Raw genomic sequence first — 13743 nt, 5'->3', positions numbered from 1 at the left:
AAATACTCAGGCTCTCCCTTTGGGCTTGGTGAGCCAGGCCCATTCGGGTAAGTGAGCGCGCTATCTGCTATAACTCAATGATACGGAGTGGTGGACGCCAGGCTCCGGATCATGGGTTACCTGTAGGAGAGAGTTATGAGTAAAGGAAAAAAGAAAATTGCGCCGCCGCTCACCGAGCCAATTCAACCACTGAGTGAGAAGGCTTATGAAAAGGAGCTGCGGCATCTGCATGAAGAGTTGGTCAAACTGCAGCAGTGGGTGGTGCATAAGGGACTCAAGGTTTGCATAGTGTTTGAAGGGCGAGATGGTGCTGGTAAAGGTGGAACCATCAAGGCCATCACAGAGCGGGTGAGTCCGCGAGTGTTCCGGATCATTGCCTTGCCGGCACCGACTGAACGTGAAAAAAGCCAACTTTACTTCCAGCGCTACATCAAACACATGCCAGCGGCTGGCGAGATTGTGATCTTCGATCGCAGTTGGTACAACCGGGCGGGTGTTGAGCGGGTCATGGGTTTTTGTACCCCAGAGCAGACGACTAAATTTCTTGAAGGTGTGCCCTTGGTCGAAAGAGCCTTGGTGGAGTCGGGCATTATCTTGCTCAAATATTGGCTGGAGGTCAGCCCGGAAGAGCAGGAACGTCGATTGCGGGATCGGATCGATGATGGTCGCAAGATCTGGAAGTTATCGCCTATGGATGTGAAATCCTACGACCATTGGGATGACTATACCGCAGCGCGGGATGCCATGTTTGCCGCCAGTGACACAGCTTGGGCTCCCTGGTTTGTGGCCAACTCCGAAGATAAAAAGCGGGTGCGACTGAATGTCATCTCTCACCTACTAGCTCATGTGCCCTATGAAGATGTGCCGATGGAGCCAGTCAAATTGTCCAAGCGCAAGATTGGACGCTACAAGGGAATGGATTATCCATTCCGCTATATTCCGGAAAAGTACTGATCAAGCCAGCGGGCTCTGCGCTCGAGGCATTAGTGGCCTGAGTGTTTCAGCCTGGTGAAATAGTTCAGCAGGAGTAGTAAGAGAGGGCGGAGCCTGTATGGCCTCCGCCCTCGGTTTTATTGTGCCGCGGCGTATCAGTTGTTCAGCGCTGATGTTTGGGCTGCTTCAGCTTGGGTATTAACCCGTTGCTGGTAATGGGCAATCGCGACCCGGGTGTTGAACAATAGCCTATCCGGGCCTAGTGTCTCGGCCAGTCCGCTATGCCGTACATTCTCCAGCACGTGCGGACTTAACCCCGCTAACCACAGCTCAATGCCCTGCTGCTCCACCCGCTGCTGACCCTCGATCAACATCTGCAGGGCTGAATACTCCATATCCGGTACCCGACTCATATCCAGCACGACGACGCTAGGCTGATACTGTTGCATCATGCCGCGCATCTGCTCGGCTACATGGGGGGCATTGATGAAGAAGAGCCTTCCCTCAGGTCTTAGTATCAGTAAGCCTGGGAAGGTTTCATCCTCTGGATGCTCAGGCGAGAGGGGACGCAAGACATCGGCACCTGGTTTACGGCCAATCACATAGACAGCCGGGTGTGCAGTTTGGCTGGCCAGGGCCAGTAACGAGACTATGATGGCCACCACTATGCCTTGCAGGGTCCCCAGCAGCAGTACTCCCAGGCAGGCGATGAGTGCCCAACGGAACTCCATGGTGCGGATCTTGCGAATGGCCCTGAATTCGGCGGGTTGGATCAGGCCCAGCGAGTAGACGATTACCACGGCAGCCAAGGTGGCATTGGGTAATTGTCCCAGCAGTGGCGCCAGCCACCACATGGTGGCCAAGGCTACCAGGGCGGTGACGAAAGAGGCCCGTTGGCTCTGGCCGCCGGTGGCGCGAACCACGGCCGTCTGTGAGGTACCGCCGCCGGAGGGCATGGCCCCAAACAGGGCGCCTGCCACATTACCGGCACCTGTGGCCAGCAGTTCCCGATTGGCATTGATCTGCGGTTCATCGGCTCGAGCGAAGGCGCGCCCGGCGGCAATACTCTCGGTAAAGCTCATCAAGGCGATACCCAAGGCACCAGGGAGAAGCTGCACCATCAGATCCGGAGTGGGCAGCGTGAGGGAGGGAAGTCCCTGAGGGATCAGGCCAACTATGGCCAATCCCTGGGCGTGTAGTGAGAGGCCCCAAGCTGCGGCAATGCCGACCCCGATGGCGACCAGTGGCGCGGGGGAGTGGGGCCACATTCGTTCCATGCCGATGAGGATGAAGAGGGTGACCAGGGCCATCACTATGGTTACGCCCGAGGAGTCAGGCAGTGCCTGTCCTATCTGCCACAGGTCATGGAAGAAGCCCTGTTTTTGGATATGTATGCCCAGCATCTTGGGCAGTTGATCCAGAACTATCACCAAGCCAATCCCGGTCTTGAAGCCAGTGAGAACCGGAACCGAGATAAAATTAGCCACAAAGCCAAGCCGCAACAGTGAGGCGCCTATCAGTATGATACCCACCAGAGCGGTGAGGGTCGCAGTGGCTGTGAGTAACTGTGCCGGGTTGCCATCGGGTACCACTATGGCCAGTTCGGTTCCCGCCAATATGGCCAGCGTGGTGGTGGAGCTGACACTCAAAACCCGCGAGCCGCCAAGAAAGGCATAGAGCAGCATGGGGATAAAGGCCGTGTAAAGACCGACGGCAACCGGTAGACCGGCCACCGTGGCGTAGGCCATGGCTTTGGGCAGAACCACGGCCGAGGCGGTGAGCCCGGCCACCAGATCGGCTGTTCTGTTGGAGCCCTGATGGCCCGGGCCGGGGGCGTTGGGAGTGCTCATACTGTGTTCCAGATGAAGAGGTCTATGCTTCTGAGAATAGTCCATGACATAAGGGTGAGATAGGGTATCTGGTGTGCGAACGCATAATGAGTGCTCTATCCTCGCCATCCCGCCATGTGATCTGCCGCAGAGGAGCTATTTTCTGTTTTGGGGCGCATTTTTTGATACTGAGCCGAGAGACTCTCAGATTAATCTAATGCTGTTTTTTGCGGTCTGGCTCACAATGTAGGCTGCGACCTTCATCATGGCCCTCGACGTGCGGCTAAGGAATTTTTCATGTTTGCGTTTTTTGAGCGTCTTATCCGGCCATTTCCAGCTGAAGACCCGACCCCGCCGCCAGGAAGCCTGTATGCCTTCTGCCGTCACTATACCCGGGGTATGGAGCCCTATCTGCTCTTGATGTCTGGGCTGACCGCTCTCATCGCCATCGCTGAAGTCTCGCTGTTTGGCTTTTTGGGACAGTTGGTGGATTGGTTGGTGGCCCATACTCCACAGACCCTGTTTAGCGACGAGGGGATCAAGCTGCTGTGGATGAGCTCGCTGATGCTGGTGGGTTTACCACTATTGGTACTCATCCACTCTCTGTTGGTACACCAGACCCTGCTGGGCAATTACCCTATGGTGATCCGCTGGTTGGCCCACCGCTATCTGCTCAAGCAGAGCCTCTCTTTTTACAGCAATGACTTTGCCGGGCGCATCGCCACCAAGGTGATGCAGACCTCGCTGGCGGTACGGGAAACCGTGATGAAGTTGCTGGATGTGCTGGTCTATGTGCTGGTCTACTTTACCTCCATGGTGGTGATGGTGGCCCAGTCCGACTGGCGCATGATGTTGCCCATGCTGGTTTGGCTTGCGGCCTATATCGGCATTCAGTATTACTTTGTGCCCAAACTCAAAAAAGTCTCCACCGATCAAGCCGAATCGCGCTCCATGATGACAGGGCGCATAGTGGACAGTTACACCAATATCCAGACCGTCAAACTCTTCTCGCATACCCAACGTGAGGCTGATTACGCCCAAAATGGCATGCAGGAATTTTTGGCGACTGTTTATCAACAGATGCGGCTGGCTACCGGGATCAGTGTCAGCGTACAGGTGCTCAACTATTTGCTGGCCTTTGCTGTGGCCGGGCTCTCCATCTGGTTATGGATGCAGAGTGCCATCAGCATAGGCGCCATTGCCATAGCGGTGAGTTTGGCCTTGCGGCTGAATGGTATGGCCCAATGGATCATGTGGGAGATCAGTGCCCTGTTTGAAAACATTGGCACTGTGGCCGATGGCATGGCGACTCTCTCTAAACCCCAAGAGGTTCCGGATGTGGTCAACGCCCAGGCGTTGCAGCCTGTTGCGGGTGAGGTGCGTTTTGAGCAGGTCGATTTTCATTATGGCAAGGGCTCTGGGGTGCTTGATCATCTGGATCTGCACATCCGTGCTGGCGAGAAGATTGGTTTAGTCGGGCGCTCTGGGGCCGGCAAGTCTACTCTGGTCAATCTGCTATTGCGTTTCTATGACATTGAGAGCGGTCGCATCCTGATCGATGGCCAGGATATTAGCCAGGTGTCGCAAGATAGCCTGCGTGCTCATATTGGCATGGTGACTCAGGATACCTCGTTGCTGCATCGTTCGGTGCGCGAGAACATTCTCTATGGGCGTCCCGATGCCAGTGAGGCGGAGCTCCTGGAAGCCGCGCGCAAGGCTGAGGCGCTGGAGTTTATCGCTACCCTTTCAGACCCACATGGGCGCACCGGCTTCGATGCGCAGGTGGGCGAGCGCGGGGTCAAGCTCTCTGGGGGTCAGCGTCAGCGAATTGCTCTGGCTCGGGTACTGCTCAAGGATGCCCCCATCTTGATTTTGGACGAAGCCACCTCGGCTCTGGATTCGGAAGTAGAGGCCGCGATCCAACAGAGTCTGGATAAGCTGATGGCGGGTAAGACAGTGATTGCTATCGCCCACCGTCTCTCAACCATAGCGGCCATGGATCGCCTGGTCGTGATGGATAAGGGCCATATAGTGGAGCAGGGAACTCATGCCGAGTTGTTGCGGCTAGGCGGCATCTATGCCCAGCTGTGGGCTCACCAGACTGGCGGCTTTATCGGTGAAGAGATAGAAGAGATAACCGAGGAATAATCAGATGAAGTCGGGGCTAGCGCCCCGATAAATCCGGTTTGGCGGGAAAACAAAAAAGCCTCACTAAAAAGTGAGGCTTTTTCGAGGGTTGTATGGTCGGCGCGAGAGGATTTGAACCTCCGACCCCTGACACCCCATGACCGCGCGCATATTCCATCTTAGGCCAGTAATGGCAAGGCTTGCGGCTCGATCTGGTGTATATACAAACAGTGCATTTTTGGCAATTTTCGCCCTATATGAATCAATATGTTAGGTGATCGTTTTACCCAGCGTTTAGCTTGATTTCCGCATGTGGAACCTCAACCCATTCGACATGATCGCGGGTATAAATCTTGGTGCTGTCGGCATCTGTGTGCGCCATTCTTGCCTGCGGATTGACCCCTTGCAGGTCGAACAGGTGGGCGGCCAGGGCGCGTATCTCGTGGAAGGTTGGGCGCTGTAACTCTGGCAAATCTGCTGCCACGCCGACCTGGTCCCGCAGCTTTGAGAAGGCCCGACTCAAGTAGTCTGGCGCCAGCTGGGTAGGGTGGGTGGTTTCCTTGCTCCGCTTGACGGTTCGCTCGGGTACCCGGTGAACTACATAGGGGCTGGCGACGTTGTCGCGTGACTCATCAATGATCCGCTTGAGCTCGGTACCGATGGGGATGGCCACATGGGATGCTTCTTTGTCGGCCACCTTTTGGCGGTGTATGTAGAGCATCCCCCATATCCCGCCCTGCTCGCCATCGAACCAGACGCAGCCACACACTCCCTCCTTTGGCTTCTTGATTGAGTAGCGGATGCGGCTTACTTCAAGTCGGGCCTGGGCACACTGTAACGCCAAGTCCATAGCTGTTCGCATCCACAACGGGGCGCTTGCTCTGATCTGCTTGAAGTCTGCCATGCTGAGGCGGCGGCGCTCTTTCTTGCTGGTGCGCTTCATCTTCTTTCTGGCCGCAGGGTTCTCCAACATCAAGCTCTCATCCATTGCGTAAGCAAAGAGCTTTTTCAGCCAGCTGATCTTGCGGTTGTAGACGTTGGCGCTTGCGGTTGGGTGGTGCTTATCCAGATAGGCGTTCACATGCTCCAGGGTAATATCGCAGGCAGGGACCGCAGTGAAGAACTCCTTGCAGCGTTCAGCATCATTCTTGAATGTGGATAGCGTGTCACCCGCTGGCTGCTCATCGTGGATAATGCGCGCCAACAGCCTGTCGATATGCTCGGCAAGCGGGGCTGACTCGCCGTTGATCCCGCCCGTCAAGCGGATCAGATCATCCACACCAACACCAGCCGCTGGCCGCATGCGCAGATTATACTCCCTGGCGATTTCGATGGCGGCAACCCGATCTGAGCCAATAGTGATGCGGCGTCCGTTCACCAGAGTGAAGCGATAGGTCCCCCGCACCGGATCATGGTACAAGTGATCAGGCAGGGTACGGTTTGCTTTGTTACGCGGCCTGGCTGCCATGATTTTTTCTACTCCCTGCAATCAACGCCTCTACGGTGGCGCTTATCTCGCTCTTCACACCGAATGTCTCGTTTTCGAAGACATACAGGCTCGAGTCAATGATCCTGCCCTTCACCCTTCCGTTTTCGATCCATCGCTTGACGGTGCGGCTGTCAGGAACGGACCCGGCTGAAAATTCACGTTTAGCCCACGCGCTGGCTTTCATCAGTCTAGGCATATTGTCACCTCACATTGAAAGCAGCAGAGCTCTGCCGCTGATACCGATATAGCCGAAGGGTATATCATCCTCATCAAAACTCGGCGGTGGCTCGCTGGTGGTCCGGCTGCTCGCGGCTGGAGGTTGATTTGCTGGTGGTTTATTGGATGCTGGTGGAGATTGCTGGCCGTTCGCCACATCGCGTCCACTCAGCATCTGCATTTCTACCACGATGATCTCCGTGGTGTAGTGCTTTGTTCCTTGCTGGTCCTGCCATTCGCGAGTCTGCAGGCGTCCTTCCAGGTAAACCTTGGACCCTTTCTTCAGATACTCCCCGGCTATTTCGGCCAGGCGAGCGTAGATGACACAACGGTGCCACTCAGTCCGCTCTTTCTTCTGGCCTTGCTGGTCCTTCCATTCTTCTGAAGTGGCCACCGTAATGCTGGCCACTGCTTTCCCGTTTGGCATGTAGCGCACTTCCGGGTCCTGGCCTAGGTTGCCGATCAGGATTACTTTGTTAACTCCGCGACTGGCCATCCCCATCCCCCTTCTTTTCCCGGCGCTCCATCTCGCGCCACTGCTCATCAAAATCGAACACTCTATTCTCCTGCCAGAACCAAGCCCGGCGCCTGCGGTGGATGTTCACACTACTCCCCCTGTAAAAATGACAACGGTCAGCACCACGGCTGCAGCCATGGCGCCGAGGGTAAGGCCGAACAGAATTGATTTGGTCATGAGGAGGCTCCTTCTGGTTTCATGAACACCAGCCAGTGGGTTAATCCGTTACGGCCTGACGTATGCCCAAACAGTGGCTGATAAGGTGTGAGCGCCAGAACCTCTGATAACTTCACCTGTGTCTCATTCCACTTAAATACCAGCACTCCATCCTGGTGCAATACTCGGAAGCACTCAGCAAAGCCTTGCCGCAAGTCATCACGCCAATCCACACCAAGCTTCCCGTACTTAGCAGCCAGCCACGACTTTGGCCCAGCTCGTACCAGGTGAGGTGGGTCAAAAGCCACAAGGCGGAATGTCTCGGCAGGAAATGGAAGGTCTCGAAAGTCCATCAGCATGTCAGGGCTGACTGTCAGCGTTCTGGTCCCATCTTCACGATGACTGCGGTCGGTTACGGTGATCGTCTCGCTGCGCTTATCGCCGAACACTGCATCTGGATTCGCCCGGTCAAACCACATCATTCGACTGCCGCAACATGGGTCGAGTACGCGAGGTGATTCACTCATGCTGCACCTCCTTGGCGAGGAACGCTGTCGCATGAGCTATGAAGCTGCCAGCCAAGTTTCTCGTTCGCTGCCTCTGCGCAGCTGTATGCCTCATATGGGTTAAATCCCCATGTGACTTTCCCGCAGTGTGGGCAGTTGCCGCGAGTGCGGCCGGAAGTTGGTCTCTGGCGGCGGCGTTTTGGCTTCCGGATCCCGGCGGCTGTAATCATCCGTCGCGGGTTGATGTTCGATGCCTGCAGAGTGCGGCGACCTATGCTAAGCACATAGACCAGTGGGTAAATTCCTACCCCATCCATCAGCTTTTTGGCGTGGGCTGCTTCATCTAACGTAAGCACCAAGGCTTCTCGCAGATTGACGCTGTGGCCGCTTTGTGACTTCCAATAAATGTCATTTCCGTCATAGTCGCCCTGGCGAGTATGGAGGACATACTGATTGCACTCTTCGCTGATTCCAGACTGATTCGTATCAAGGTGCTGGTGATCAACGCGCACTGTTTCCACATCATTGACAAGAGACGCGCTGAGCGGAATATCTGTCTCGCGGCTGTTGATATGACACTGGGCCTGCTCAAGCGTGAATCGCTCTGCCTTATCGAGGTTCGATGTGTAACCGCACCCATATTTAGCCCAGAAAACACATGTTGATCCAACATTGCTGCGGGAGTCTCGCAAATAAAAATCTGTCATCCTGCACCTCAACTCAAACACGCAATAACGAGGGCGCCGAACACGGCCAGCGCCAGAATTTCAACGTGGTAGCGAAGGATCATGCTGGCACCCCGTGCTTTGCTCGCTTTCCAGTTGCTTTCCGATAAACCCTAGATGACCAGTCGAATGACTTATCAGAAGGTGATAAGAACGATTGGTTGCGCCCGCGGATAGCCATCCTCAGGTTAATGGCATTCACTGAAGCCTCTGTCTTGCTCATGCTGCCACCTCGCAACGGCTTTCAGTGACCACATCCCTGGCCAGCTTGATGAGTGACACAAGTGGAGTCATCCCTCTATCGGAAATCACCTCTAGACAGGAGAGGATAACCAGTTGGCGTTCGGCATCACTGAGAGGTAGGTGTTTCTCTGTCTCGGTGATGACCATGCCGCACTTGACGATCTGATCCGCTATCTCATCACTTATTGAGGTCAGTCCTGGCTCATCGCCGCATAGGGCAAAGCGGATCTGCTGTGCGGTATAGGTTTCTTGCTTGCCGAATAGGACGGTCAGGGTAATAACGAATTTCCCCCAGTTGTCGCAGGCCAGATCGCCATTGTTGTAGCCGAAGAACAGCTCTGGTAACGACTTGTTGACCACCTGCAGGAATGACGGGTCTACCTGCTCTCCCTGTGGTTCATCCAGGCCAGGCATTGGAAGCTGATCATTTAGCGGTGCTTCATCGTCAATGCCCTGTTCTGCTGCAGGCTGTTCCATGATGATGTTGTCATAATGCACACCAAGATCATCACCTGCGGCCAGGGCCTCATCAGCACTATCCAAGCCGCCTACTGCGGCCACTTGCAGATCATCGTGCATGATTTTTGCTGCCCACTGTCCAACAAGGTTTTGATAGATATGCAAGGTGCTGATTGGTGGTGGTTTCGTTACCGATGCCTGATTGGCGTCAGGCAGGTTATCCACAGTTTCAGTGGGTACGGCTGTGCCTGGAGTGTGGACAGTCCCCTGTAGCTGGCTGACCAGCTGGGCTGCACGGGAATCAATCATGCCCAGGATGATCTCTCCTGTGGTGATGAGGTCATCCCGGTTCAGCCGCTCAATGGGGCGGCGCTCCCACTTCCAGTCGCGGTCGAAGATGACGACAGCCGAGGCGAACCCACTGGATGAGGGCTTGTCTTTCACCGGATCCGCTGGGGCGTACCAGTTTGGGGATTCAAACCCGATGCGGCCGGATATGAATTGAATGAAATCGGCATCTTCGGGCCACCAACCATCTGAGGTTGCTGCCTTGATGAGCAGCATGATCTTGGCACCCTGGTCCCGTTGTTCGCGGCAGTAGTCCAAGATGGGCTCCATGCCGGTGATGGCGTTACCATCCTCATCGCATTCAGGGCGAGAGTAGGGCGGGTTAGCAAAACATGCCCCGCCTTGGCGGCGAGAGTCACCGGCCCAGTCTTGCTGCAGTGCGTTATCGGCTGCGGTGTAGAAGCAACCCACCAGGGCATTGCTCATGTCGGCAAACAGGTCTAGCACCACAGGCCCGATCTTCGGGGCGAAGTGGTGGAACAGGCCCCAGGCCAGCGGCTTAGGTGTTTGCCACTGATCGCCGATTTCTTTCAGCTTGTGGCTTGGCCTAGACTGCAGTTCGAGAAGGCGTTGTGCGTACTGGTTCATGCCGGAACTCCTTTCTTAACGCCACGGCAGATGGATTGGGCAGTAGACAGGGCGCAATCGAACTTCTCGGCGATGAGGTCCAGCTTCATGCCAGATTCACGAAGCGCTCGCATAAGACCACGGTCTTCATCGGTCAGCTTTGGCATGGCCATGCTGATGCCGTAGGCCTGGGCGGTGCAGCGAATGTATGCCTCTGACCGTCCCAGCTCCTTAGCGAGTTCTGCGATGCTTTTCTTGCCTGCATGGCCAGCCAGAACGTCTGCTAATTGGCGGCGCTGGACTGATGCTTGTCTACCCATACCCACTCCTGTTGATGTCATGTCCTATCTCTGTGGTTGCCATTCACCACAACTGTGGATTGCTCTGCATCTTTGCGTGTGAGCCACAAGATCCGGCAGGCCTACCATTTCAGAGCAATCCCAGTTGTGGGCGGTGCGGGGCGCTGTTCCCGTTGCGACTCATCACCCAGGTTTCCCCAGCAGAGTGTCACCGCCAATCTATTCATCACGCCTGGCTGCTTCGCATCAGCGGCCGTGCTGGTCTAACGTCTGCCGGTCGGTGCGCTGTGTTGTTCACCTGCGGATCCTGGCGTGATGATGAAATCTGATTGTTAAAGAGCGTGTTCCGTATTGGGTTGGCTAGGGTGTTACGCCTAACCAGTCCAATCGGGCCTGGCCTTTCACCAGGTGGAACTAGCCGGCCAGCTAGTTTCTGCTGTCTTTCCAGCGTCAGCCGGTAACCAGTCATTTTTCGGTTACACCTCGGTCGATGTGTCTCTCATCTTTCCGAGGGAGCGCCGCGGAGGCTGCTGGCCCGGTTGCCGGTGTTATGTCCCACCTCCGGCTGGGGTGACTTCCTAATTTGTGCCGGTAATTTCGCCACGGCCGGCCCCGTGGTACTCTCTTGAGTTCCTACACCACAAGAGAGAAAACGCTATGTCGCTACCAAGAGAAGATCGTCTCGAAATTGCTAAAATGGCCTTGGAACACTTGGCCGCACTTGAGACAAATAACGCCCATAACTACACCGCTGCCATTGCTCGCCAAGCTGGTACCACCAACGATTCAGCTACCTTTGAACAGATGTTCAATGTCGTGTTCGATTCCGTAGTTGCAAAGGTTGATTCCACGGCGGCCACTAGCCGTTAAATATCTGTTCGTTTAACCTCTAACCAGGCTGATCCTGTGTTAACCAATGCGGAGAGCAGTTTGTCCTTGGTGTTGTCACAAACCATCACTCCGGCCTCTTTTGCTTTATCCAGTTCTTCATCGATGACTGCTGCCGCTTTCATGGCAATGAGCAAAATCTCTTGCTGAGAAATCCAGCGCTTCTGCTCACGGTCTGCTGGTGGAGTCATGCCTCTTGGTTTCTGTTCTGTGCTCATAGATGCCTCTTTGGTCGTTAGCCTTGAGTCAATGTAACTATGGGAACATTTGCTGTCAATGATGCATGTAACAAAAATTACCAAGCAAGGGCTAACTATTGTTTTTTGCCCAGTATGGGGCTATGAAACATGGGTCTTTAACGGTGTGGAGGTGGTATGGATGAAATCGTGGAATGCCCTAAGTGTGGCAATTTGATAGAGGGTGAAGAGGCTCACTGTAATCAGTGTGGGTTTGACAGGCGTAAGTTCGGCTCTGAACTAAAGCAAGAAAAAATAACCCCAACAGAACCTGTGTACAGTTCAGTATCAGCGACGATATCAACTAGCAAGCAAGAGCTTTTAAATCAGACTATAAAAGCAGATAGAAATACAAACGCAGGTAAAAACAATATTGTGCTTGTTGTTCTTACTGTTATTGCTGTTTTTCTTGTCGTGTATATGACCGCCAGGAGCAGCTCAGTACCATGGCCTCTTTATGTAATGCTTGGTCTGATTGCCCCATTTAGCATTACCGGATATTACGTTGGGCGCAGAACAGGTAACGCTCTTGAAGGGATATGGTTTGGAGCGCTACTTGGTCCTCTTGGCATTGTCATCGCCTTTGCGCTGGAAGAGAAAGATCGTGAGCGGTGTGTTATGTGTGGAGAGAAGATCTACGCCTATGCACAAGTATGCCCGCATTGTGGTGATAAGAAATCATAGGCACAGATCAATCACCACCTGCTTTACTATGCCGATAATACGGCAGTTACCATTGATAGGAATCGGGTTAAATCGTGTGTTCCATGGCACTAGGTAGCGACTTGGCCCGTCAACCACCAACTCTTTTACGGTTGCCTCGTTGCCACCATCTAGCATCGCGACTACTACTTTCCCCGCAATGTAATCAGGGTCAAATTTTGGGTCAACAATGATCTTTGCCCCATCAGGAATGCTCTGGCCTTCCGCTCGCTGCATGCTATCGCCTCTAACCGTCAAGGCAAATGCATTAGCTGAAACATTTGATGTTGTAGATATCCAGTCTGTACAGTCCGCCAAGGTTACTGGATTGCAAGTATCTGTCCATGATCCGGCCTGAACCCATGATATAAGCGGAACCCTTTTTGCCTGGATAGAATAAAGAGCATCGCTCTCTTTTAATTCAATTTCAGATTTTCCAAACAAAAGCCATTCAATAGCACAATTTAGGGCTTTAGATAAACTGTAAAGGTTTTCGCCTTCAGGCTGAGTAGTTCCATTTTCCCACTTTGTAATGGCCACTCGGCTAACAGAAACCAGCTTGGCAACCTGATCTTGAGTTAGCCCTAGCTGAACTCTTCTTGCTCTAACTCTGTCACCGAATGCACCCACGTCATCACCTAACAAATTATTATCCGGGTAACAAATGTTACGCGATGGCTTGGTAACTGTGGTTGCATGTTTATGTAACGATTGGTACATTGAGGCATCCATTCCATTGGGTGTGAACGATGAAAAAGCAAAGCGTGTTAGACCATTTCGGTGGCGTGTCCGAGGTTGCCAAGGCGTTGGGCATAAAACATCCCGCCGTTTGTCGGTGGCCCGATGTAATCCCTGAACTCCGTGCTCGCCAGATAGATGAGCTGACCAATGGCCTGCTCAAGTTCAACCCTGACGACTACCGCAAGGCCAGCCACTAATTCATGAGGCCGATGATGGCAGATAAAAAGAGTAATCGCTCATTAACCCCATGTGGGGATTCATGCTCGGATGTTTTGGTGGCAGCCCAACAGCTGGGGCAACGGCACAACATCAGCGAGCTGGCCCGGCTGCTGGGTAAGTCTCAGGTCATCTTGGCAAACAAGCTGAACCCTGATTGTGATGCCAACCACCTGAACCTGGGTGAGGCCGTGGCCATAACTGAGCTGAGCGATGACAACGGGATCCTTGAGGCCTGGGCAGCATCCAGGGGGGCTGTGCTAGTGGACGTTCCTGCTGGCGTTACCAGTGATGAAGAGCTGGCCGACCTGGTGATGATCGTTAGCGAGTCGGTGGCCCAGGTGTTTGCGGCATACCGAGAGGCCCGCAAGGACGGGGTAATCGACAAGCATGAGCGCCGGGATATTGGCCATCGGGTTCAGGATGCCATCCGAGATCTGCTGAGTTTGGATGCTGAGATAGGCGGTCAGGTTAGAGAACTGCGGGCATAAAAAACCCCGGCTGACAGCGGAAGCGGAACAGGCCGGGGAAACTTATGGTCATCTG

General features: G+C 54.2%; 17 protein-coding genes. 6 read left to right on the top strand and 11 right to left on the bottom strand.

Annotated elements, in window-relative coordinates; all coding sequences use genetic code 11:
- Positions 1-135 precede the first annotated feature (135 nt).
- A complete protein-coding gene (gene ppk2, locus ACZYTD_RS10235; RefSeq protein WP_463891772.1) occupies positions 136-954 on the top strand; it encodes a polyphosphate kinase 2 in 819 nt (272 codons plus the stop codon).
- 134 nt (positions 955-1088) lie between these two features.
- Here the strand turns inward: ppk2 and ACZYTD_RS10230 are convergent, their stop codons facing one another.
- Positions 1089-2783: a SulP family inorganic anion transporter gene (locus tag ACZYTD_RS10230; protein ID WP_463891771.1), complete on the bottom strand. Its 1695-nt coding sequence runs from the start codon at positions 2781-2783 to the stop codon at positions 1089-1091.
- A gap of 276 nt (positions 2784-3059) precedes the next feature.
- Between ACZYTD_RS10230 and ACZYTD_RS10225 the strand changes: the two genes are divergently transcribed.
- Entirely contained in the window at positions 3060-4910 is a 1851-nt protein-coding gene (locus ACZYTD_RS10225) for an ABC transporter ATP-binding protein (RefSeq protein ID WP_463891769.1), read from the top strand.
- A gap of 262 nt (positions 4911-5172) precedes the next feature.
- Here the strand turns inward: ACZYTD_RS10225 and ACZYTD_RS10220 are convergent, their stop codons facing one another.
- The 8 genes from ACZYTD_RS10220 to ACZYTD_RS10185 all read right to left on the bottom strand — a co-directional run bounded on the left by ACZYTD_RS10220 (position 5173) and on the right by ACZYTD_RS10185 (position 10435).
- Positions 5173-6357: a tyrosine-type recombinase/integrase gene (locus ACZYTD_RS10220; RefSeq protein WP_463891767.1), complete on the bottom strand. Its 1185-nt coding sequence runs from the start codon at positions 6355-6357 to the stop codon at positions 5173-5175.
- Positions 6338-6574 carry a hypothetical protein gene (locus ACZYTD_RS10215; RefSeq protein ID WP_463891766.1) on the bottom strand — a complete coding sequence of 79 codons (237 nt, stop codon included), beginning with the start codon at positions 6572-6574 and terminating at the stop codon, positions 6338-6340. Before ACZYTD_RS10215 ends, ACZYTD_RS10220 begins: the two co-directional genes overlap by 20 nt.
- 9 nt (positions 6575-6583) lie before the next feature.
- Positions 6584-7090, bottom strand: coding sequence for a single-stranded DNA-binding protein (gene ssb, locus ACZYTD_RS10210; RefSeq protein ID WP_463891765.1), 507 nt, complete (start codon positions 7088-7090; stop codon positions 6584-6586).
- Positions 7071-7199, bottom strand: a complete 129-nt coding sequence (locus tag ACZYTD_RS10205; RefSeq protein WP_463891764.1) for a hypothetical protein — start codon at positions 7197-7199, stop codon at positions 7071-7073. Before ACZYTD_RS10205 ends, ssb begins: the two co-directional genes overlap by 20 nt.
- 85 nt (positions 7200-7284) lie before the next feature.
- Positions 7285-7794 (bottom strand): class I SAM-dependent methyltransferase, encoded by a 510-nt coding sequence (locus tag ACZYTD_RS10200; protein ID WP_463891763.1) that lies wholly within the window; start codon positions 7792-7794, stop codon positions 7285-7287.
- Positions 7791-8480 (bottom strand): hypothetical protein, encoded by a 690-nt coding sequence (locus ACZYTD_RS10195; protein ID WP_463891762.1) that lies wholly within the window; start codon positions 8478-8480, stop codon positions 7791-7793. The genes ACZYTD_RS10200 and ACZYTD_RS10195 overlap by 4 nt, the downstream gene beginning before the upstream one ends.
- A 237-nt stretch (positions 8481-8717) precedes the next feature.
- Positions 8718-10136 (bottom strand): phage N-6-adenine-methyltransferase, encoded by a 1419-nt coding sequence (locus ACZYTD_RS10190; protein WP_463891760.1) that lies wholly within the window; start codon positions 10134-10136, stop codon positions 8718-8720.
- Positions 10133-10435, bottom strand: coding sequence for a hypothetical protein (locus ACZYTD_RS10185; protein ID WP_463891758.1), 303 nt, complete (start codon positions 10433-10435; stop codon positions 10133-10135). Before ACZYTD_RS10185 ends, ACZYTD_RS10190 begins: the two co-directional genes overlap by 4 nt.
- Positions 10436-11071: 636 nt before the next feature.
- Here ACZYTD_RS10185 and ACZYTD_RS10180 point away from each other — a divergent pair.
- The gene (locus tag ACZYTD_RS10180) at positions 11072-11284 is read left to right on the top strand and encodes a hypothetical protein (protein ID WP_463891757.1); all 213 of its coding nucleotides are present in this window, start codon (positions 11072-11074) and stop codon (positions 11282-11284) included.
- On the opposite strand, the gene ACZYTD_RS10175 is transcribed toward ACZYTD_RS10180, so the two are convergent.
- The gene (locus tag ACZYTD_RS10175) at positions 11281-11520 is read right to left on the bottom strand and encodes a hypothetical protein (protein ID WP_463891756.1); all 240 of its coding nucleotides are present in this window, start codon (positions 11518-11520) and stop codon (positions 11281-11283) included. The genes ACZYTD_RS10180 and ACZYTD_RS10175 overlap by 4 nt on opposite strands.
- A 156-nt stretch (positions 11521-11676) precedes the next feature.
- On the opposite strand from ACZYTD_RS10175, the gene ACZYTD_RS10170 reads away from it, so the two are divergent.
- Complete coding sequence (locus ACZYTD_RS10170; protein WP_463891754.1) at positions 11677-12222, top strand: hypothetical protein; 546 nt, start codon at positions 11677-11679, stop codon at positions 12220-12222.
- Here the strand turns inward: ACZYTD_RS10170 and ACZYTD_RS10165 are convergent.
- Complete coding sequence (locus ACZYTD_RS10165) at positions 12217-12960, bottom strand: LexA family protein (protein WP_463891752.1); 744 nt, start codon at positions 12958-12960, stop codon at positions 12217-12219. The genes ACZYTD_RS10170 and ACZYTD_RS10165 overlap by 6 nt on opposite strands.
- Positions 12961-12989: 29 nt before the next feature.
- Here ACZYTD_RS10165 and ACZYTD_RS10160 point away from each other — a divergent pair, with 29 nt between their 5' ends.
- Both ACZYTD_RS10160 and ACZYTD_RS10155 read left to right on the top strand, forming a co-directional pair.
- Positions 12990-13178: a Cro/CI family transcriptional regulator gene (locus tag ACZYTD_RS10160; protein ID WP_463891750.1), complete on the top strand. Its 189-nt coding sequence runs from the start codon at positions 12990-12992 to the stop codon at positions 13176-13178.
- A 78-nt stretch (positions 13179-13256) separates the two neighbouring features.
- Positions 13257-13688 (top strand): phage regulatory CII family protein, encoded by a 432-nt coding sequence (locus ACZYTD_RS10155; protein ID WP_463891748.1) that lies wholly within the window; start codon positions 13257-13259, stop codon positions 13686-13688.
- The last annotated feature ends 55 nt before the right edge of the window (positions 13689-13743 follow it).

It is taken from the genome of Pseudaeromonas sp. HNCC25DJ180 (assembly GCF_055413345.1).
Note: the sequence above shows the minus strand (reverse complement) of the source record. Positions and strands in the feature narration are given on the sequence as shown.